17 protein-coding genes are annotated in these 20,023 nt (G+C 60.4%); 16 read left to right on the plus strand and 1 reads right to left on the minus strand.

The window, feature by feature from the left end:
• Nucleotides 1-54: 54 nt before the first annotated feature.
• Complete coding sequence (locus ACIPIZ_RS21775; RefSeq protein WP_401167341.1) at nt 55-1,752, minus strand: sulfatase-like hydrolase/transferase; 1,698 nt, start codon at nt 1,750-1,752, stop codon at nt 55-57.
• Nucleotides 1,753-2,139: 387 nt separating this feature from the next.
• On the opposite strand from ACIPIZ_RS21775, the gene ACIPIZ_RS21780 reads away from it, so the two are divergent.
• The 16 genes from ACIPIZ_RS21780 (at nt 2,140) to ACIPIZ_RS21855 (ending at nt 20,011) form a co-directional block, all read left to right on the plus strand.
• The gene (locus ACIPIZ_RS21780) at nt 2,140-3,492 is read left to right on the plus strand and encodes a UDP-glucose/GDP-mannose dehydrogenase family protein (protein WP_064392917.1); all 1,353 of its coding nucleotides are present in this window, start codon (nt 2,140-2,142) and stop codon (nt 3,490-3,492) included.
• Nucleotides 3,489-4,526, plus strand: a complete 1,038-nt coding sequence (locus ACIPIZ_RS21785) for an NAD-dependent epimerase (RefSeq protein ID WP_401167345.1) — start codon at nt 3,489-3,491, stop codon at nt 4,524-4,526. The genes ACIPIZ_RS21780 and ACIPIZ_RS21785 overlap by 4 nt, the downstream gene beginning before the upstream one ends.
• An 18-nt stretch (nt 4,527-4,544) precedes the next feature.
• Nucleotides 4,545-5,291 (plus strand): sugar transferase, encoded by a 747-nt coding sequence (locus ACIPIZ_RS21790; RefSeq protein ID WP_064392919.1) that lies wholly within the window; start codon nt 4,545-4,547, stop codon nt 5,289-5,291.
• Nucleotides 5,291-5,938 carry a CpsD/CapB family tyrosine-protein kinase gene (locus ACIPIZ_RS21795; RefSeq protein ID WP_105708818.1) on the plus strand — a complete coding sequence of 216 codons (648 nt, stop codon included), beginning with the start codon at nt 5,291-5,293 and terminating at the stop codon, nt 5,936-5,938. The genes ACIPIZ_RS21790 and ACIPIZ_RS21795 overlap by 1 nt, the downstream gene beginning before the upstream one ends.
• A 21-nt stretch (nt 5,939-5,959) precedes the next feature.
• Entirely contained in the window at nt 5,960-6,982 is a 1,023-nt protein-coding gene (locus ACIPIZ_RS21800) for a polysaccharide biosynthesis/export family protein (RefSeq protein WP_122660402.1), read from the plus strand.
• 16 nt (nt 6,983-6,998) lie between these two features.
• Complete coding sequence (locus tag ACIPIZ_RS21805; protein WP_064392922.1) at nt 6,999-8,588, plus strand: Wzz/FepE/Etk N-terminal domain-containing protein; 1,590 nt, start codon at nt 6,999-7,001, stop codon at nt 8,586-8,588.
• Nucleotides 8,585-9,676, plus strand: a complete 1,092-nt coding sequence (locus ACIPIZ_RS21810; protein WP_401167350.1) for a glycosyltransferase family 4 protein — start codon at nt 8,585-8,587, stop codon at nt 9,674-9,676. The genes ACIPIZ_RS21805 and ACIPIZ_RS21810 overlap by 4 nt, the downstream gene beginning before the upstream one ends.
• The gene (locus tag ACIPIZ_RS21815; protein WP_401167353.1) at nt 9,673-11,040 is read left to right on the plus strand and encodes an O-antigen ligase family protein; all 1,368 of its coding nucleotides are present in this window, start codon (nt 9,673-9,675) and stop codon (nt 11,038-11,040) included. Before ACIPIZ_RS21810 ends, ACIPIZ_RS21815 begins: the two co-directional genes overlap by 4 nt.
• Nucleotides 11,037-12,005, plus strand: a complete 969-nt coding sequence (locus ACIPIZ_RS21820; RefSeq protein WP_401167356.1) for a glycosyltransferase — start codon at nt 11,037-11,039, stop codon at nt 12,003-12,005. Before ACIPIZ_RS21815 ends, ACIPIZ_RS21820 begins: the two co-directional genes overlap by 4 nt.
• Nucleotides 11,998-13,134 carry a glycosyltransferase gene (locus ACIPIZ_RS21825; protein WP_401167358.1) on the plus strand — a complete coding sequence of 379 codons (1,137 nt, stop codon included), beginning with the start codon at nt 11,998-12,000 and terminating at the stop codon, nt 13,132-13,134. The genes ACIPIZ_RS21820 and ACIPIZ_RS21825 overlap by 8 nt, the downstream gene beginning before the upstream one ends.
• A gap of 13 nt (nt 13,135-13,147) precedes the next feature.
• Nucleotides 13,148-14,149 (plus strand): polysaccharide deacetylase family protein, encoded by a 1,002-nt coding sequence (locus ACIPIZ_RS21830; RefSeq protein ID WP_038369605.1) that lies wholly within the window; start codon nt 13,148-13,150, stop codon nt 14,147-14,149.
• Entirely contained in the window at nt 14,146-15,453 is a 1,308-nt protein-coding gene (locus tag ACIPIZ_RS21835; RefSeq protein WP_401167361.1) for an oligosaccharide flippase family protein, read from the plus strand. Before ACIPIZ_RS21830 ends, ACIPIZ_RS21835 begins: the two co-directional genes overlap by 4 nt.
• The gene (locus ACIPIZ_RS21840; protein WP_401167364.1) at nt 15,450-17,369 is read left to right on the plus strand and encodes a hypothetical protein; all 1,920 of its coding nucleotides are present in this window, start codon (nt 15,450-15,452) and stop codon (nt 17,367-17,369) included. The genes ACIPIZ_RS21835 and ACIPIZ_RS21840 overlap by 4 nt, the downstream gene beginning before the upstream one ends.
• 68 nt (nt 17,370-17,437) lie before the next feature.
• Nucleotides 17,438-18,127: a GNAT family N-acetyltransferase gene (locus tag ACIPIZ_RS21845; protein ID WP_105708826.1), complete on the plus strand. Its 690-nt coding sequence runs from the start codon at nt 17,438-17,440 to the stop codon at nt 18,125-18,127.
• A 4-nt stretch (nt 18,128-18,131) separates the two neighbouring features.
• On the plus strand, nt 18,132-19,322 hold the full coding sequence (locus tag ACIPIZ_RS21850; protein WP_105708827.1) for a GNAT family N-acetyltransferase: 1,191 nt from the start codon (nt 18,132-18,134) through the stop codon (nt 19,320-19,322).
• Complete coding sequence (locus tag ACIPIZ_RS21855; protein ID WP_122660410.1) at nt 19,319-20,011, plus strand: N-acetyltransferase; 693 nt, start codon at nt 19,319-19,321, stop codon at nt 20,009-20,011. Before ACIPIZ_RS21850 ends, ACIPIZ_RS21855 begins: the two co-directional genes overlap by 4 nt.
• Nucleotides 20,012-20,023 lie beyond the last annotated feature (12 nt).

Below are 20,023 nucleotides of genomic sequence, written 5' to 3' on the forward strand. Positions count from 1 at the left end.
TCCCCTGTAGGAGTGAGCCTGCTCGCGATGAGGTCTGCGGATTCCCTCCAAAACTCATTGCCCCGCCGCCACACTCGCCGGCGCTTGCGTCGGCGTGACAATGCTGCCCAGATCAATATGCTTCCACTCCGGCTTCGCCCCCAACCGCGCATTAAACCGGTAGTTAAACGTGAATTCATCGCCTGTCGCCACGCTCAGTGGCTTGCCATAAACAGCCTCGATCCCCGCCAGGTCATAGCCCATCAACTGCAACAGCGTCGGAAAGATGTTGTAGTGGCTGGAGCGATCCTTGTTCGCCGCCAGTTGCGCCGACCAGTCCAGCGTCTTCAACTGGCTGCCCTGGATCACCACTAGCGGAACCAGCCCTTCCTCCTCGACCGGGTCGCCGCCGCAATGGGTATTCAATCCAGGATTGCCGCGCTCATGCAGATCCTGACCGTGATCGGAGGTGTAGATCAGCGACGCGTTATTCAGATTGCCCTGAGCGAAAACCCGCGAGAAAAACTCGCCGACATTCCATAACACCGTGTTCTTGTAGGCGTTGCGATACAGCACCCAATCATCTGGCTGACCATTGAAACCGTTGCGTTCGCCGGTATCGGCCACCTCGGTGAACTGCCCGCGCGGCAAGGTCGGGCGGTAGGCCATGAACGCATCCGGGTATTTGTCATGCACCGGGAAGTGCGCGCCGACCTTGTTGATCACCACCAGCTCTGGTTTGTCATCGTTGAGCAATTCGATGAGCTTCGCCGCTGCCGCCATGTCGCGATCGCGCACGCTGGTCTGGTCGAATTGCACGAACTGGTCGATGTCCTTTTTCTCGGTTTCGGTCATCAGGTTCTGCAGATTGCCGGCGGTGCGCTGGGCGTCGATGTACACCGTGTGCAGACCGGCCTTTTTTGCGTACTGCCAGATCGACGGCAACGTGCTGTTGATGCGCATGTAATCAGCGCGGGTGCCGCCGTAGCGCAGGGTTACGTTGGTGTCTGCGCTGCAATTGGCGATGGACGCCGCGTAGCCGTAATTGAAGATATCGACGCCGGGACGCGCCTGTTTGAGGTTGCTGTGCACACCGAACGGCGCGTTGATGTCCAGATAATTGCCGGAGATGCTCTCGTCGATGATCAGCACGATGTCGTGATCGACGGCTTGAGTGTTACGCGTCAGCGTCACTGGTTCGCGCGGGCCGACGGTGTTGTGCAGCGCTTCATAGGCAAACAGGTTCAGATAGGCCAGCGGCGTGTACATGATCGGCAGGCCCCGCGCACCCTCACCCGCACGCAAAAACAGCACGGCACTGAGCAGCAGCACACCACACAGTGGCGCCGCCACACGCAAAGCGTTGGGAATCGCCAGCCCGTGGCGGGGTTTCAGGCCGATGCCGAACAGCAACAGCAAACCGCTGAGCACGCCACGCAAGAGCGCGTCCCGGTACTGGTACGCCGCTTCCTGGATGAAACCGCCGGAGTAAACCAATGACACGAAACCGCTGTAGGTCAGGTAGTCCGCCGTGACCCGGGTATAAACATCGAAAAACACTGCCGAGACAAACATTGCCAATGCGAACACGTGGCGAATGAGAGTTTGCCTTATATACGCCATTAGATATAACGCAAAAGTAAGCGCCAAAAACATCGCGCCAAAAAGAAGTACAGCAAAACCGAAGCCGATAGCATTTAACCGATCAATGTAATATTCGGAATAAATCAACAAATAAACAATTAAGAACAATTCTTTGGCATATCTGAACATGGCGATACCGATCGGGCAAAACGGCAGGGAGTCAAAGGTTTGTCAGTCAGAACCTGACACTAGCATCCGGCCATCAAAGCGCAAGAATTGACTGTTTTTTATAGAAAGCGTCAAAAAAACGGTGACTCAAATCTGACACAGCCAAGACGCTACAAGCCTTTAAATTAGCGGCTTACGACCGTTTATCGCATATTTGAAATCTGAACAAATCTGCACGAAAGCAACAAATTCAATCGCAGCAATGACTTGATGGCCAATCGCCAAAAAATGCTCAAGTGTTATACAGATGCAACATGTCATTTTGCTGACACGCTTTTCAAACGCTGCGCTATACCCCTTTAACTATCTCATTCCGTAGTTAACTTTTGGTGTTACTGAGGTGCGCAGATGGACGTGAGCGTATTTGGCACTGGCTATGTCGGACTTATACAAGCCGCCGCACTTGCAGATGTCGGTCATCGCGTTTTATGCGTGGACATTGACCCCAACAAAATTAAACAACTGCAACAAGCAGTGCCGCCAATTAGCGAGCCAGGTTTATCCAGCACGCTTGAGGAAAACATCAAGGCCGGCCGTCTGCTGTTCAGCACCCAGGCCAGCGACGCCGTCGAGCATGCCGAGCTGATTTTCATCGCCGTCGGCACCCCGGCCGATGAGGATGGCTCCGCCGACCTCAGCCACGTGCTCAACGTCGCCCGGCAAATTGCTTCGTACATGGAAGCTGACCGCACCCTGATCATCAAATCCACGGTGCCAGTGGGCACGGCCGATCAGGTGTTGGCCACCGCCAACAGCGAATTGCTGCGTCGCGGCAAGACTGATCTGCAAGTGCGGGTAGTGTCCAACCCGGAATTCCTCAAGGAAGGCAGCGCCCTCGCCGACTGCATGCGCCCTGACCGGATCATCGTCGGCACTCACGATGACGCAGCCCGCGAACAGATGAGCGAGTTGTACGCGCCGTTCTGCCGCAACCACGAAAAAATCATGTTCATGGACAACCGCAGCGCCGAGCTGACCAAGTACGCCGCCAACGCGATGCTCGCCACCCGCATCAGTTTCATGAACGAGTTGGCCAATCTCACCGAACTGCTGGGTGCCGACATCGAAGCGGTGCGCAAAGGCATCGGTTCTGATCCGCGCATCGGTTACCACTTTATCTATCCGGGCTGCGGCTTTGGTGGATCGTGCTTTCCCAAGGACCTGCGTGCCCTGCTGCACACCGCCGAACACAACGGTATGCCGCTGAAACTGCTGCGCAGTGTCACCGACGTCAACGACCTGCAGCGGCACATCCTGTTCAGCAAACTCAAAGCACAGTTCCCGCAAGGCCTGGCTGGCAAGTCCATCGCGATTTGGGGCCTGGCGTTCAAACCGAATACCGATGACATGCGCGAAGCGCCTAGCCGTTATCTGATGGATGCGCTGTGGGCCGAAGGCGCCAGCGTGCAGGCCTACGACCCGGAAGCCATGTCCGAATGCCGGCGCATCTATGGTTATCGCAACGACCTGCACCTGTGCGCCACCCGCGACGACACCCTGGAAGACGCCGATGCGCTGGTGATCTGCACCGAGTGGAAAAACTTCCGCGTGGTCGATTTCGAGTTGCTCGCCGAAAAGCTGCGCTCGAAGGTCATCATCGACGGTCGCAACCTCTACAACCCGGAACAAGTGGCGGCCGCCGGCCTGCATTACAGCGGCATCGGTCTGCGCCACATTGCCCCAGAAGGGCTGCGGCCATGAAGGTGCTGGTCACCGGTGCGGCCGGTTTCATTGGTGCCCATTGCGTGTTGCGGTTGCTGCGCGACGGCCACTCGGTAGTCGGTCTGGACAACTTCAACGGCTACTACGACCCGCAACTCAAGCACGACCGCGTGCAGTGGGTGCGTGAGCAGGCCGGCGATTTCCAGCTCGCGACGGTTGACCTGGCCGATGCCCCGGCCATCGAAGCGCTGTTTGTCCGCGAACGCCCACAAGTGGTGATCCACCTCGCCGCGCAAGCCGGGGTGCGTTACTCGCTGGACAACCCACGGGCCTATCTGGACAGCAACCTCAACGGTTTCCTCAACATTCTCGAGAGCTGCCGGCATTACCCGGTCGAACACCTGATCTACGCCTCGTCGAGTTCGGTCTACGGCGCCAACCAGCACACGCCGTATTCGGTGAAGGACGGCGTCAATCATCCGCTGTCGCTGTACGCCGCCACTAAAAAAGCCAACGAGCTGATGGCGCACAGTTACAGCCATCTGTTCGGCATTCCCTGCACCGGCCTGCGCTTTTTCACCGTGTACGGGCCGTGGGGCCGGCCAGACATGTCGCCGATCCAGTTCGCCCGGGCGATCAGCGAAGGCACGCCGCTGAAGCTGTTCAATTATGGCGAGCACCAGCGCGACTTCACCTACATCGACGACATCATCGAAAGCATCGCCCGCCTCATCGAGCAGCCACCGCAGGTCAATCCGCAGTGGGATCGCGAGCAGCCCGACCCGGCCAGCAGCATGGCGCCGTGGCGCCTGTTCAATATCGGTGGGCAGCACCCGGTCGAGCTGAAAACCTATCTGGCGCTGCTGGAAAAACACCTCGGTCAGACCGCCATTGTCGAGTTGCTGCCGCTGCAACCGGGCGACGTGCTCAACACTTGCGCCGAGGCCAGCGATCTGGCCCAGGCCACCGGATTTCAGCCCCGGATAGAGCTGGATGAGGGACTCGGGCGCTTTATCGCCTGGTTCCGCGACTACTACCCCACTGCCTATCGCCCACGCGCCGTTCGCGGCTGAATTCATGTGGAGGACTCCATGACTGGACATGAGAAAGGTGTACCGATCCTAGAAATGCGCCGCGACAAGCGCGTGGATCCCGAGCACCGAATGCGTCTCGACGCGGCGATTCACCGCCAGGGTCGCGGCTGGTTCACGGGCCGCGACGGCGGTCGGCCATGGCAACTGTCACGCACCAATCGCGTGGTCGCCTGCCTCGGCGCCTTGCTGATTCTGCTGCTGATTTCGCCGTTGTTGATCGGTCTGGCGCTGACCATCAAATTCACCAGCGAAGGCCCGGTGATGTTCGTGCAGAAACGCACCGGTTATCGCGGGCGCAAATTCGGCATGTACAAATTCCGCACCATGGTGGCCAACGCCGAAGAGTTGAAAGAGTCACTGCGTCACCTCAACAAGCACGGTGCCGACGCGATCGATTTCAAGATCGACCACGACCCGCGCATCACCCGCATCGGCGGTTTTCTGCGGCGCACCAGCCTCGATGAACTGCCCAACCTGATCAATGTAGTGACCGGCGACATGCGCCTGGTCGGCCCGCGTCCGACCTCGTTCAACGCCTACCGCTACAAGGACAATCACCTCGCGCGTCTGGCGATCTACCCCGGCATGACCGGCCTGTGGCAGATCTCCGGGCGCAGCAACATCGACTTCGACCAGCGCGTTGAGTTGGACCTCAGCTACATCGCCGAGCAGAGCCTTTTGCTTGATCTGAAGATTCTGTTGAAAACCCCCTTCAAAGTATTCAGCGGCCACGGAGCAAGCTAATGGACGGTTCAACCAACAAAAGCCTGAGCATTGCCAACCCCAGCGAATCGAACCTGACCTCGACCGTGCTGGATCTTGATCTGCGGATCCTGTTCCTGACCGCCGCCAACCCCGGCTCAGGCACCACCACCAGTGCGCTGGCGCTGGCCGGCCAACTGGCACAAATGAGCAGCGGCCAAGTGCTGCTGGTCGATGCCAGTCAGTCGGCGAGCAATCTCACCCAGCAGTTGAACCTGAGCAAGGAACGCGGCCTGCGCGACTTGCTGTTCAACCCCGACAAACCGCCGCTGTTGCAGGACTGCGTGGTGCAGGTCTCGAGCCTGCCGTTCCACGTGCTGCCCAACGGCCGGCCGATCCGCACCCTGGAGCACCTGACCGCCGAGCGGCTGAGCCCGTTGCTTGATCAATTGGGCAGCCAGTACCGCTTTGTGGTGATCGATGGCGACGCGGTGTACTCCGACGCCGACACGCTGGTCATCAGCACGCAAGTCGATGGCGTGGTGCTTGTCGTACGCGCCGAAGACACCCGCTGGGAAGTCGCCCAGGCCGCCGTGCAACGCCTGACTCAGGCCGGGGCAAAAGTGGTCGGCAGCGTGTTCAACCGGCGCAAGTACTACATGCCCAAATGGCTTTACAAAAACCTGTAAGCGAACGCAAAGGATGACGCCATGAACGCCAAAATGCTTGTCCTGCTGTTGCTGCCGCTTGCAGGCTGCTCCAGCAATACCGACACCCGCAACATGCCGGTGAATATCCTCACCGCCGCCCCGGCCAATGCGCAAGCCACCGACATGCCGAGGGTCGAGCAGACCCTGCGCCCGAAAGATGTGCTGGATGTGATTTTCCACATCAGCACCAGCGGCTCGGACGCTTACCGCGTGCAGTCGGGTGACCAGATCGGCCTGAACTTCACCGCTGCCAGTCAGCTCAACGGCACGCAACTGGTGCTGCCTGACGGCACCATCGAACTGCCGGGCGCCAACACCTCGGTGAAAATTGCCGGGCTGACCAGCGACGAGGCGCGGCAGGAAATCCAGCGCGCCTATCAACGCAAGCAACTGTTCCAGCCCAACCGCAATCAGCTCTCGGTGCAGATTCTCAGCCCGCTGAGTAACGAGCAAAACCTCAAAAGTGCGCTGAACCACCCGGCCACCGGCATGAGCCGCGAAATCACCGTCGGCACCGATGGCTATGCGAGTTTTCCGGAAATCGGCGCTGTGCCGCTGCAAGGCATGACCGTCAATCAACTGGAAACCTTCCTCAACAGCAAGTACGCACAACTGCCGGGACGGATGACTGTGGATGTGCTGCTGAAATCCACCGCCGGCAACGAGATCTACGTGCTCGGCGAAGTCGCTCAACCGGGTTCGTACCCGATCCGCCGGCCGGTGTCGGTGCTTGAGGCTCTGACCCTGGCGCGCGGCACCAACGTCAAGGCACGTCTCGATTCGGTAGTGATCATGCGGCGCAACGGCAATCAGGTGCAGGCCATGAACTACGACGTCGAGAAAGCACTGTCGGGCGATGCGCCACAGATCGCCTACCTGCAACCGGACGACATGCTCTACGTACCGAAAACCAAACTGGCCAGCGCCGGCGAACTCGCCCGCCAACTGGCCGATGTGGTGCTGTTCCAGGGCGTGGGGTTCAGCTTCGGCTACCGCGTCGACAACAAAGGCAGTGACAACTGACTCTCAGGTGAACGACATGAACCCAAAAGAAAATTACCTGCACGAGTTCTTCAGGATTTTCTTCGCCAACAAGCAACTGGTGAAGCGCATCTTCCTGATCTTTGCAGTGATCGCGCTGTTGCTGCCGCTGTTGCTCAAACAGAGCTTCGATATCACCGCGCAGGTGATCGTGCAGTCGAAAAAACTCTCCCAGGGCGATGCGACGACCTCGCTGACCCAGGACAACGCCACCTTCATTCCGCCATCGCTGGCGGACATGGAGACCGAAAGCAATATCCTCCGTTCGCCGGCGCTGATTCGTCAGACCATCAGCGAACTGCGCGATCAGGGTCAGTACAACCCGCCGCCGGGGATGCTCAGCAAACTGGCTGAACCGTTCAAGCGTTATGTCAGCACGCCGCTGCGCGAATACGTGATCAATCCGCTGCGTGATGCACTGGGCATGGAAACCGATCCGGTGCGCGACACGGCACTGGATGGCTTGACCCAGGAGGCCATCGACAATCTGAAGATCGAAACCCTGCCGGGTTCCAATGTCATCTCGATCGTCTACAGCTTCCCGGATCCCGCCCAAGGCACGACGTTCGTTGCCACGCTGCTGCGCAACTATCTGGTCGATCGTCAGGCGTTGCAATCGATCGAACTGCCGCACTCGTTCTACGAGACCAAGAAGCATCAATATCAGGTCCGCCTCGATGGCCTGGAAGGCGCGCGGCTGAGCCTGCTGGAAAGCGTCGGTTCGTCCGATCCGAAAGAGGAAATCACCTTTCGCCTCAACGCGATCAACACCGAAGAGCAGGCACTCAACCTGTATCGCGATCGCTTGCTGCAAAGCCAGCGCTGGCTCGATTACCTGAAAACCAGCCTGGCCGCTGCCAACACCAACAAGCTTAACGACTACACCTTTCCGTTCACCTTCACCACGACGGTAGACAACATCGCGTTCGAAGACCGTGAGATCCGGCAGATGGGCGAGGCGCTGACCACTCAGGTCAGCCGCTATATGAACGACCTGGCGATATTTCAGCCCAGCAGCGAACCGATGTTGCTGGCCCGCGAGCAAATTGCCCGCACACGCCAGCAGTTCCTCAAAGTGGTCAACAACCGCATCCAGGAACGCACGATCGACCTGTCGGTGGTCAGCCAGGTCATCGAGCAGAAAACCGCGCGCATTGCCGAGTTCAAGAATCGCATCCATCAATTGCAGCAAACCCAAAGCAAGCTGCGCCAGATGGACACCGAGATCGGCGCATTGCACGCAGCGTTTTCAACTTATGCGCAACGCTTTGCCGAAAGCAGCACGACACGCGCGCTGGATAACGATTTGTCCAACGCTCGTGTCCTGAGTCCGCCGTATGAACCGACCGAGGCGGCGTTTCCCAAGCCGATGTTGATCATTCCGTTCGGCCTGCTCACCGGACTGCTGCTGGCCATTGCCTTCGTCTATGTACGTGAGTTCTTCGATCACCGCTTCAAGCATCCGGCGCAAATCAGCCATGAACTGGGCCTGCCGGTGCTGTTGGTGCTCAACGAAGAAACGTCGCAGCCGGGCAATCCGCACAAGAACTGGACCGTGCCGAGCCTGGTTCACTGGGTGCGCAATTGAACGCGGCGTCCACCCCGTGCGTCGCCCTGCCGATCATTCATTTGCTCAGCAGCGGCGGCTTCTACGGCGCCGAACGGATGTTGCTGGATCATTGCCTGGCGACGCCGGGGCAGCATCAGGTGCTGTTCCTCGACGCGCCACCAGAGCTGATCGAGCGCTTTCGCCAGGCCGGGGTGGACGCTCGCGGCTGTGCCGGGCTCGGTGGACTGCTGTGGCACTTGCGTCAACGCCGTGGTGACAAGCCGTTGCTCAACACGCACAACTTCAAAGGGCTGCTGTTCGGCTGGGTCGGCGCCACTGTGTTGCGCCTGCCGCTGGTGATCACTCAACACGGTTTCACCCCGCGCAGTCGCAAGCAGAAGTTCTACACCTGGCTAAGCCTGCAACTGTGCCGCACGGCCTCGGTGAAGCGGGTGGTCTGCGTCGCGCAAAGCATCGCTGTGCTGCACCGTCAGGCTGGCGTCCGTGCGGAGAAGTTGCAGGTGATTCCCAACGGTTTGCCAGCGGCGCCAGTGCTGCCGCCGGCGCTGGAACGACAACGCTGGCTGGTCGGTTACGTTGGTCGATTGAGCAGTGAGAAAGGCCCGGATCTGTTTCTCGATGCGCTGATTGCGTTGTGTCACCAGCATCCGCAACTGGACGCCGTGATGCTCGGCGACGGTCCGGAACGTGAGGCCTTGCAGGCGCGTGTCGACGCGGTCGGTTTACAACAGCGGATTCGCTTGCCGGGCTATCAGACGGCGATGCAAGGCTGGTGGCAGCAACTCGATGCGCTGGTAATCAGCTCGCGCACCGAGGGTACGCCGATGATTCTGCTTGAAGCGATGCAGGCCGGTGTGCCGGTGGTGGCATTCGCGGTCGGCGGTATTCCCGATGTCTTGCAGGACCGCCACAACGGCCTGCTCGCCGCCCCGATCGATACCGCCGCCCTCGCCCGTCAGCTCGACACGTTGCTGGCCGAACCGAAGCTGGCCGCACAACTACGCGACAACGCCAGACGCACACAACAGGAACGCTACGACCTCAAGGCTTTGGCTGAACGCTGGTCGCAGCTGTACATCCACACGGCACGGGAGGCACGCGCATGATTTTCCCGCTCTCGATCGTCAGCCTGCTGGCACTGGCCTGCATGGCTTTGCTGGTCAGTCCTTATCCGTATCTGGCGCCGGGGGCGGTGTTGGGGCTGTTGGGTTTCACGGTGCTGTACCGCAAACCGGCCTGGGGCCTGCTGGGCATTGCCGCGCTGGTGCCGTTTGAAGGATTCTTCAAGGACAGCGTGTTATCCGGGAGCAAACTGATCGGTGCTTCGCTGGCGCTGATCCTGGCGTTGCAACTGGCATTGCATCAGATTCCATCGCAGCGCCTGCGCAGCAATCTGTGGCGCTACCTGATCGGTTTCATGGCGCTGTACCTGCTGAGCCTGCTCGCCACCGACAATATGGGCATGTCACAGAGTCATCTGCGTGAGCTGAGCGTGGGCCTGATTCTGTTCGTGATCACTTTGTTGATCGGCCGCGAGCTGAACCTCGATATGTTCGCCCGGCTGGTCACGCTCAGCGTCAGCGCGACCTGCGCGATGGCGATGTTTTCCAGCCGATTCCAGGACAAGGGCCGCGCTGCCGGCCTGCTCGAAGACCCGAATGCCTTTGCTCTGCTGATCGCCTTCGCCGTGCCGCTGGGCCTGTTGCTGGTGATTCGCAGCCCGAACCTGCTGCACCGTTTGTTCTGGGCCGGCTGCTGCCTTTTGCTGCTCGGCGGCATGACCAAAACGGAGTCGCGCTCAGGGCTGGTGGTATTGGCATTGAGTCTGGCGATCGGTGTCTGGCATTACCGCCAGCACCTTACCCGCATCCGTCCCCGGCATTTCGGATTCGCCATGCTCGGTGCCGCCATCGTGCTGCCATTGGCGATTTATGCGATGCCTGCCGGTTACCTGGCGCGCATCCAGTCGCTGAGTATCTTGAGCGCCGGGGCCAAGGCTCAGGATGAATCCCTCGGCCGTCGCGCCTCGTACATTGTCGTCGGCAGCCAGATCATCCGCGAGCATCCGCTGCTCGGCTCGGGCCCCGGGACCTTCCCGCTGCACTATGCAACCACCGGTTATGCCAAGGCGTTCTCGGCCAACCGCAAGATCGGCGATCTGTATCGTCGGGCGCATAACACTTATCTGGAGATTTTCAGCGAATTGGGGATTCCCGCCGGCCTGCTGTTTGTCGGCATGCTCGTGCAGGGTTTCTACAACCTGATCCGCGCACGACGCGAATGGCTGCAACGCCGCGAATGGCAGCAAGCAGACCTGATGACCCATCTGGGAATGAGTTTTCTGTCGTTGACGTTGTTTCTGATGTTTCTCAGCGCGCCGAACCTGAAATACCTGTGGATCATGCTTGCGCTGACCTGGGTGCTGCGCCTGAAAGCCGAGCAAGCACCGCTGACGGGGACCAAGGCATGAGCCGGATCAGCATCGTCATTCCGATGTACAACGAGGCACGGCACATCGGCCGCACCCTCCTGGCCGCTCGCAAAGCCGCGAACGCCGCCGACATCGACTGTGAACTGATCGTCGTCGACAACGGTTCCACTGATGACGGACCACAGATCGCCCGCGCATTCGGCGCACAGGTGCTGGTGCTGCCCGGCCTGCTGATCGGCGCTTTGCGCAATCGTGGCGCAACGGTTGCCAGCGGTGAATGGCTGGCGTTCATTGATGCCGATATCGAAATGCCCGAAGACTGGCTGAACGAATTGTTCGCTCTCGAAGCGCAGAATCAGGGCGACATTTTTGGCTTGGACCTGCATACCCCCGCCGCCGCGCCGTGGTACGCGACCGCCTGGCAACGGCGCATGTTGCGTCCATCAGCGCACGCCAGTCGCACCGTGGACTGGCTGCCCAGCGCCAACCTGTTGATGCGCAAACGCTGGTTTGACGTCGTCGGCGGATTCAACGAAACCCTGCGCACCGGCGAAGACAAGGAATACACCTTGCGTCTGAACACACAAGGCGCACGGCTGCTGTCGACCCGTAACAGCATCGCCCTGCATTGGGGCTACGAAATGAACTGGCGCGAGTGGATGGGCAAGGAGCTGTGGCGCCAGGGCAGCCACCTGCAGTTGCTGCGCACCCATGGCATGAGCCTGCGCCTGCTGCGTTTTCCGCTGCTGTCGTTGCTGGTCTGGATGACGGATTTTCTACTGATCGTTGCCTTGCTCGCCGGCTTCGCGCAGCTCGCGGTGATCCTGCTGGTGCTGACCCTGCTGCCGAGTCTGATGCTCAGCGTGCGGCAGAGTATCAAGCACCACAACGCTCGCCTCACCTTGCAATTGTGGGGTCTGCACTGGTTACGTCTGCACCTGCCCAGCGCGGCACTTGTTCTCAGTCTGTGTCATTGGAACGCCAGGAGGCCCGCCCGTGGCTGAATTCATTTTTTGCCTGTGCCTGCTGCTGCCGGCGTACGCCTACATCGGCTATCCGCTGCTGCTGACCTTGCTGGCGCCGCTGTTCCCGGCCTGGCGGCACGTGCCAGCACCGCCGCTTAACGTCAGCATCGTCATCGCCGCGCACAATGAGGCGCGGCACATAGAGCACAAGTTGCGCACCCTGCTGGCCCAGGATTATCAGCCCGCCACGCTGCAGATCATTCTCGCCAGCGACGGTTCGAGCGATGACACCGTGGCCTGCGCGCACCAAGTGATCGATCCGCGCATCACCGTCCTCGACCTGCCGCGCCAGGGCAAAGCCGCCACACTGAATGCCGGCGTCGCCGTGAGCAGCGGCGATATTCTGGTGTTCACCGACGCCGATAACCAATGGTCGCGCGACACCCTCGGCCATTTGCTCGCGCCGTTGAGCGATCCGCAGGTCGGTGCCTGCGCCGGGCACATGGTGATCCCGGTCACCGGTGGCGGCCTGAGTATTGGTGACAGCCTGTATCGGCATTATGAAGGCTGGTTGCGCCGGGTCGAGAATCGCACCGGCTGCATGGTCTCCGCCGACGGCGCCCTGCTCGCCTTGCGCCGCGAACTGTTCCAGAACGTACCGGCCGAGGTCAACGACGACTTCTTCATCAGTACCTGCGCGCCGGTCGCGCGCAAACGCATCGTTTACGTACCCCAGGCGCAAGTGATCGACCAGGGCGTCGACGAAGCGGGCAAACAATGGCGCCGCCGCCAGCGGGTCACCGTCGGTGGCCTGCAAAGCCTGGCACAACGCAGCGCACTGCTGAATCCGTTCAAGTACGGCCTTTATTCCATCGCGTTGATCAGTCACAAACTGATCCGCCGCCTCGCGCCGATTCTCTTGCTGCCGCTGCTGCTGAGCAATTTCTGGCTGTGGAACGAGCACGGTTTCTATCGCCTGAGCCTGGTTGCGCAATTGCTCGGCTACGCGGTGGCCATCGCCGGCCTGCTGGATTCGCAACACCGTTTACCGAAACCGTTCCGCCTCGCGGCGTTCCTGCTGGTGACGCTGGCCGGCATGAGCGTCGGCCTGTGGCAGTTCCTGCGCGGGCAACGCTACGCACAATGGAATCCTGACCAGAATCGTTGAGAGGACTCATGCCATGGCGATCAAACAACTGCTAAAACGCACCAGCGGCTGGCTCTATCTCAACTCGTCTGTGGGGCGCAACCAGTTGCACGGTGCGGGGGTCATTCTGATGCTGCACCGGGTACTGGCCAACGACCGTGCCGCCAACCTCCCGCACCGCAATGAACTGTGCGTCGGGCCCAAGGCCTTCGAGCATTTACTGCTGTGGCTGCGGCGGCATTTCGATTGCGTGCCGCTGATGGAAATCCTCCAGCCCAATTCGCTGCGCAGCGAGCGCCCACGGGTGGCGCTGACCTTTGATGACGGCTGGCGCGACAACGCCGTCAACGCCTTCCCGCTGTTGCAGAAGCATCAGGTACCGGCGAGCATTTTCCTCTCCACCGATTTCATCGGCAGCCGTCAGCGTTTCTGGTGGGAAAGCCTTGGCGAAACCCTGTGGGGCAGCCACGGTGAAAAAGCGCGGATGCACTTGATCGAGTGCCTGCAGTTCATGCATCACCCATTGCCGGTATTGCTCGATGACATCGATGTCGACCGCCGCAGCCTGGCGCTGCTGCATTTCCTCCAAGGATTGAAGACGCTTGACCCGCAGGAACTGGAAAAACTCACCGATGAGTGCCCAGCCGAATCACAGCCGCAAGCGCTGGACTGGCATCAAGTGCGCGCGCTGGAGGCTTCCGGTCTGGTGCGCTTTGGCCCGCACGGTGCCAGCCACGCCATCCTCACCGGGCTGGATGATCAGCGCCTGAACGAAGAAATCAGCCGCAGCCGCGATGCCTTGTACAACGGCTGCAACCGCCCACTGCCGGTGTATTGCTACCCCAACGGCGACAACGATGAACGCGTGCGCGAGCAGATCGCCAATCACGATTATCCGTTCGCCCTCGGCACCGGCACCGGCATTTATCGCGGCGAAGGCGACCCGCTGAACCTGCCGCGCTTCGGCGTCAGTCAGCGCATCGCGTGCAATCCGGCGTTGTTGTCGTGGCGCATTTATCGCGGGGCACGGCCATGAGTCGCGGTAGCTACCTCAAGCATCTGGCCCTGAGCATGGGCACCAAACTGGCAATGATTGCCTTGCGCCTGCTGCGCAATGTGTTGCTGGCGCGGATTCTCGGCCCGAGTGAACGCGGTTTGTTCGCCCTGCTCAGCACTCTGCCGGATCTGATCAGCGCGGCTACCAGCGGCGGTTTGAATTCGGCAGTCGGTTATCAAGCGGCCAATCAGCGGCCGATGGGCGTGTTGCTCGCTCAGGTGTTGGTGTTCGGCTGTCTTCTGGCCGGGCTGCTGACCTTGCTGGTGGTCGCGCTGGCCCGTGAGTTCGGCAGCGAGCTCGATGTGACAATGCAGCTCGGTCTGCTGGCGTGGCTGTTGCTGCTGGCGGTGCCGTTGACCGTGCTTAAAAGCGGCTTGCTGACCTTGCACAACGCGTCGGGCGGCGTGGTCGCCTTCAATGTTCTGCGTCTGATCGAATCCCTCGCGCCGCTGCTGTTGTTTGTCGCGCTGTTCTGGATGTGGAAAGAGGCAGCACTCGAAGCCGCGCTGATCAGTTGGCTGGCCGGCATCAGCCTGGTGGTGCTGGTCGGCTGGATGTGGCTCAAACGCGCACAGCCGCTGCAACTGCAATGGGACCGTGCGAGCCAGAACGAGCTGCTGCGCTTCAGTGCGCGCAGCCATCCGGACCTGCTGTTTCAACAGATCATTCTGCGCTCCGACTACTTGTTTATCGGCGCCCTGCTGGGCAGTACCGCGCTCGGCCACTACTCCATGGCCAGTGCCGCCGCCGAACTGTTGCTGATCGTTCCGGAGGCGGTCACCACACCACTGATGAAGCGACTGCTGCAACAGGACAAAGGCATGGACAAGGTCACGCCGCTGGCCCTACGCCTGACCGCCACGGTGATGCTCGGCGCCTGCCTGACCATGGCTGTGATCGGCGAATGGTTGATCGTCACCCTGTTCGGCGTCGCTTACCAACCGGCGTATCCGGCGCTGCTCGCGTTGCTGCCCGGTCTGCTGGGCCTGTGCTATGCGAGCATTCTGCGCCTGGATCTGATTGGCAAGGATCGCCCCGGCACGGTGTCGTTGCTGATGGGCATCGGCGCGCTGTTCAACCTGGCGCTGAATCTGCTGTTGATTCCTGCCTACGGCATTGTCGGAGCAGCGGCGGCTTCATCAATCGCCTATCTGGCGGTGACGGTGGCGATGCTGGTGCTTTATTGCCGCTTGAGCAACGTGCCGTTCTGGCAAACCTTGATCATCCTGCCCAGCGACATCACCCCGATGTGGTTGATGCTGCAACGTCGGAAGACAGCATGAAACGCCTGGCCCTGCTGTTCGGACTCGGCCTGACGCTGAACGGTTTCGCGGCGCCGATGCAGTGGGGCGATATCCGTGACGGCAGTTTGTATCTGCAAGCGGATCGCCCGGACACCGTGACAGTGCGATGGGTGCCGGCATGGCAGGCCGAGGCTAATGAAGAGCATATTTATCTGCTCGATGGTCAGGGCAAGCTGCAGGGCGAACGGCTGATCAAAGCCAGCGAAACTCGCGGTTCGCAGAGCTGGACTTTGCTGCCCGGGGCTGCCAGCAGTCGACTGGAAATTCCCGGCTACAGCTTTCGTAGTTACCGGATTGAACATGACGAAAAAACCGTGGCGCTGTTCGCCCCGGCCAAGGTGCATTTCAGCGCGGAAGTACGTAACGCCACTGAGCTGTATTTCAGAGTCGCACCCGGTGAACACGCGGTGCTGGCCGGCAAGTTCCATGGCGGCGTCAGCGGTTTGCAGGCACAGCGGGTGGGCGATGAGCAAACGCTGACGCTGGCACTGAAACCCTATCGTGCCTATTGGCAGTTCGATCAAGTCGCGCTGCCGGTCAGCCAACAGGAACAAGTCTGGCGCCTGCGTCTGCGAGGCACTGGCAAAGCGGCATTCTGGCTCGACGGCACAGCCAATCTGTTTGCGCAAAATCCGCAGCAGTTGCAGCCCTTGCGCGAAGATCCGGGGCAAACGCATTTGACCCTGCACGATAAAATTCTCGGCCGCACGCCGGATCTGGGCATTGCTCTGCCGTACCTCGTGCCACCACCCGCCAGCCATGCCTTACTTGATGCACTGAGGCCGGGGGCAGCGAGTTACTACAGCTTCGTTGACGTCACCGCGAAGAATCCACATTTCGAAGACGCGTTCCGTCAGCTTTATCAAAATCGCTTCGGCATTCGCCAGGACATCACCCTGCTCGCCGGCACCGGACGTCAGGCCGATCTGCGCGCCGATGCACAAAGCAACAGCGGCCTCGACGCCTGGCTCGCCGGCACCCGCGCCCTCGGTGGCAAAGGCACGCATTACATCGGTTTCGCCGACGAGCCTAATCTCAACTATTCAAGTTACGAACAATACCGGGCGATCTTCAACAGCATGGCGCGGCAGGTGCGCAGCGACCCGGCCAACGCCAAGGCTGGCGTGCGCATCGCAATGCCGGCCAGCTCGCGGCTGGTCAATGGGCCGTTCACCGAAAACGCAGCGGACAAGCGCGGCATCGATTGGGCGCGGCGTCTACTCAGTGAATCCGCCGATCAAGTCGATGCATTGGCCTGGCATGAATGGATGATTCGCGACTTGCTGGCCACCCGGGTCTACCGCGACAGCGTGCGCCGCGCAGCAGACCTGGTGGGGCTGGACGCTAAAGGTCAGCCACGCAAAGCATTGCTGCTGGATCAGACCAATCTGTCCAGTGGCTCGGCCCTGAGCCCCTACGATCAGGAAACCCATTACACCGCGCTGTGGTGGGCGTCGGTGGTCATCAATGCTTCTCAGGATGGCCTGCTGAGCATGCTCAACTGGTTTCAGGCGGCCGACGAACCGCCCTACGGCAAGGGCATGGTGCGCATACACGACGATGGTCGCTTCGAGCTCAAACCGGTGGGCCTTGCCCAGCAATTCATCGCCCGGCATTGGCTGCCGCAAGTGCTGCAACTGGATAACGACGCTTTTGAGGTGGATGTTCTGGCGATGGCCGGCGACGAGCAGCGCGCACTGCTCGGGGTGAACAAAGGCACGCGCCTGCAACGCATTGATCTGAGCGGTGCCAAGTGCCCGCTGAACCAAAGCGCCTTGCGTTTCTTCGGCGCTGACAATCGCAGCCGCGACATACCGTTTGCCTGCGAAAACGGGCGGGTACGTTTCGAATTACCAGGGCAAACCCTGTTTGCCCTGACCTGGAGCGCTTCATGAACCGCCCTTCGATGTTCTGCCCCGCGAGCCTTTTGCTGTGCGTGGGACCCTTAACAGGAGAAGAGACCATGGATGTATTGCGAAGACTCTGCGGACATATCCGTCGTAAAGGCCTGCGAGCGACCTTGGCGAAGATCCGCAGAATGTACATTTTTGCCCATCAGGAACTGCTGTGGATGGAGCGCGATCTGGTCAGCCCCGTGCCGCCACACAGCCTCAAACCCTACCCGCCACTGCGCATGCTGAAGATCACCGAAAGCAACGCCAGCGCCTTTACTCGCTACTTCGGCAACCGCGTCGGCGTCATGGCCGAGCTGGCCAGTGACGGTCACACCGGGCATATGCATATCGACGACAACGGCGATGCCGTGGCGTTTATCTGGGGCACGCCACGCGACTATTTCGATCGGCATTACTACCGTTGCCGGTTCCCGGTTAAACCCGGCGAATTTTTCGAGTTCGGCGGCGAACTGACCCGTGCCTACTGGGGCACCGAATTGTCGGTAGATCTGCAACTGCGCCTGTGGGAAGCCATGGCCTTGAAAGGCTGCCGCAAAGTGGTCGATGTCTGTGACTCGAGCAACGTCCCGGCGCTCAAGCTGCACCTGCGCATGGGCTATACCGAACAACAGCGGATCATGAATATCTACACGCTGTTCGGCCGCTGGCGCTTCTATCGCGAAACCCGCTACAGCGGCTCGCGTCTGGCGGCGCTGGGTAAAACTTCCCGTCCACCTGTCACAGCAACGGCGGCCTGAACCCATGGTGATGCGATTCGAATGGCGCACCTCCCTGTGCGCTACCGACTTCCCGGCAACAGCCTACGAAGCACTACGCCTGCGCGTAGCTGACCACACGCCGTTCAACAACCTTGGCTGGTTGTGCGCGGCAGAGCAGGCCATGGGCGAGGATCAGCGCCTGCACATTCTGCTCGGCTGGCAAGCCGAGCAATTGCTGCTGTGCCTGCCACTGGTGGCCAGCCGCGAACGCTTCGCTGGCGTACCGTTTCGCGTTTTGCATCACTTGGGTTATCCAATGGCCGATCGCCTGGCCCTGCTGTCGTTGCTCGGCAGCGAAGACATGCACAAGGCGCTGGTGCTGATCCGTAAGCATCTGCCCCATGCGCTGCTGCAACTCAATGAACTGTCGGAACCTGCCGGTGAAGAAAGTGCGCTCACCGAATGGATGGCGCGCAGTTCCACGGCTGAACGGCGCCTGAGTTGCCGGGTGCCGGTGCATCTGATCAGCGATGCCGATCATCAGGAGATCTCCGGCGACCCGCGCTACAAGCTGCGTCGGGCGCGCAAACGGATTGCCGCATGCGGTGCGCAAGTACGGCGAATCACCCCCGATGCGCTGTCGATGCCTACGATTTTAGAAGCGCTGCAGGAAGTCGAGTCGGTCAGCTGGAAAGGTGACGAGGGCGTCGGGATTTTCGCCACCGAACGCAGTCGTCAGTGGATGCAAAGCGCCTTCACCGCCCTCGCCGCCCAAGGCCTGGTTCGGGTCGTGACGCTGGAGCTGAACGGCCGCTGCATCAGCTATCGCCTCGGCCTGCTCGAACAGGGCCGGCTCTACGATTACAACCTGGCGTTTTTGCCGCAGTACGCCGACCTCGGTAGCGGCCGGGTGCTGCTGGAGGAATGGATTCGTTGGGGGCTGGATGAGCACTGGCGCTGGATCGACGCGTCGCGGGTCAGCCTGGAAAACTCCAGCCATCAACTGCACGAACGCATGACCGGGCAACTGGAACACTGGCGCTGGAGTTTCTACTCATGGCGCCCGAGCGGTCTGCTGTTGGGCCTGGGACTACGCCTTTGGCACCACGTCAAACCGGCCCTGCAAAAATGGATCGCACCGCGTGCCGACAACTCGACGGCGGCGAACACATCCGAAATTCAACCGGCAACACCATCCAACACACCTGGGCTAGCGCCTCGGAGGGCATCATGAGCGTCATCGAAAATCTGCTTCTGCGCATCAAACAAAAAGGTCTGCGCCGCACCCTTGGCGCGCTGTGGAAACGTTACGTGTTCGCTCACCGTGAATTGCTGTGGATGGAGCGCGACCTGGTCACGCCGATTGCCGCGAACAAACTGCGCCCCTGTGAAGGTTTGCGCAGAGTCGACATCACCGAGGACAACGCCAAGGCATTCGGCAAGTACTTTGGTGACCGCGTGGAGACCATGGCCGAGCTGGCCGCTGAAGGGCATACGGGGCACATGTACCTGGACGAGGACGATCACACCGTCGGGTTCGTCTGGGCCAGCACTCGCGACTATTACGACCGCCACTTCTACCGCTGCACGTTCCCGGTCAAGCCCGGTGAATACTTCCAGTTCGGTGCCGAAATTACCCGGCACTATTTCGGCAGTAGCTTGACCGTCGATGCACAGACCGCACTTTGGCAAGTCATGTCTGCCCGAGGCTTTAAAAAAGTCGTGGATATCTGCGACAACGCGAATGTACAGGCCCTGAAGATGCATATTCGCCTGGGCTATCAGGAACAAGGGCATATCACGCATGTTTACGACCTGTTCGGGCACTGGCGTTTCTTCCGCGAATCGAACTACAGCGATTCAAGGCTGGAGGCGCTGCGCAAGCCGGAAAGACCGGCAGTGACGGTGGCGGCGCAGGCTTGATTCAGTCGGGAT

Origin of the sequence: Pseudomonas sp. NPDC087690, assembly GCF_044743175.1 — a bacterium.
GTDB lineage: Bacteria > Pseudomonadota > Gammaproteobacteria > Pseudomonadales > Pseudomonadaceae > Aquipseudomonas.

Bases quoted from the DNA above. Each gene is read 5' to 3' on its own strand.
- ACIPIZ_RS21775 (WP_401167341.1), bottom strand. From the start codon at position 1,752: ATGTTCAGATATGCCAAAGAATTGTTCTTAATTGTTTATTTGTTGATT.
- ACIPIZ_RS21780 (WP_064392917.1), top strand. From the start codon at position 2,140: ATGGACGTGAGCGTATTTGGCACTGGCTATGTCGGACTTATACAAGCC.
- ACIPIZ_RS21785 (WP_401167345.1), top strand. From the start codon at position 3,489: ATGAAGGTGCTGGTCACCGGTGCGGCCGGTTTCATTGGTGCCCATTGC.
- ACIPIZ_RS21790 (WP_064392919.1), top strand. From the start codon at position 4,545: ATGACTGGACATGAGAAAGGTGTACCGATCCTAGAAATGCGCCGCGAC.
- ACIPIZ_RS21795 (WP_105708818.1), top strand. From the start codon at position 5,291: ATGGACGGTTCAACCAACAAAAGCCTGAGCATTGCCAACCCCAGCGAA.
- ACIPIZ_RS21800 (WP_122660402.1), top strand. From the start codon at position 5,960: ATGAACGCCAAAATGCTTGTCCTGCTGTTGCTGCCGCTTGCAGGCTGC.
- ACIPIZ_RS21805 (WP_064392922.1), top strand. From the start codon at position 6,999: ATGAACCCAAAAGAAAATTACCTGCACGAGTTCTTCAGGATTTTCTTC.
- ACIPIZ_RS21815 (WP_401167353.1), top strand. From the start codon at position 9,673: ATGATTTTCCCGCTCTCGATCGTCAGCCTGCTGGCACTGGCCTGCATG.
- ACIPIZ_RS21820 (WP_401167356.1), top strand. From the start codon at position 11,037: ATGAGCCGGATCAGCATCGTCATTCCGATGTACAACGAGGCACGGCAC.
- ACIPIZ_RS21830 (WP_038369605.1), top strand. From the start codon at position 13,148: ATGGCGATCAAACAACTGCTAAAACGCACCAGCGGCTGGCTCTATCTC.
- ACIPIZ_RS21835 (WP_401167361.1), top strand. From the start codon at position 14,146: ATGAGTCGCGGTAGCTACCTCAAGCATCTGGCCCTGAGCATGGGCACC.
- ACIPIZ_RS21840 (WP_401167364.1), top strand. From the start codon at position 15,450: ATGAAACGCCTGGCCCTGCTGTTCGGACTCGGCCTGACGCTGAACGGT.
- ACIPIZ_RS21845 (WP_105708826.1), top strand. From the start codon at position 17,438: ATGGATGTATTGCGAAGACTCTGCGGACATATCCGTCGTAAAGGCCTG.
- ACIPIZ_RS21850 (WP_105708827.1), top strand. From the start codon at position 18,132: ATGGTGATGCGATTCGAATGGCGCACCTCCCTGTGCGCTACCGACTTC.
- ACIPIZ_RS21855 (WP_122660410.1), top strand. From the start codon at position 19,319: ATGAGCGTCATCGAAAATCTGCTTCTGCGCATCAAACAAAAAGGTCTG.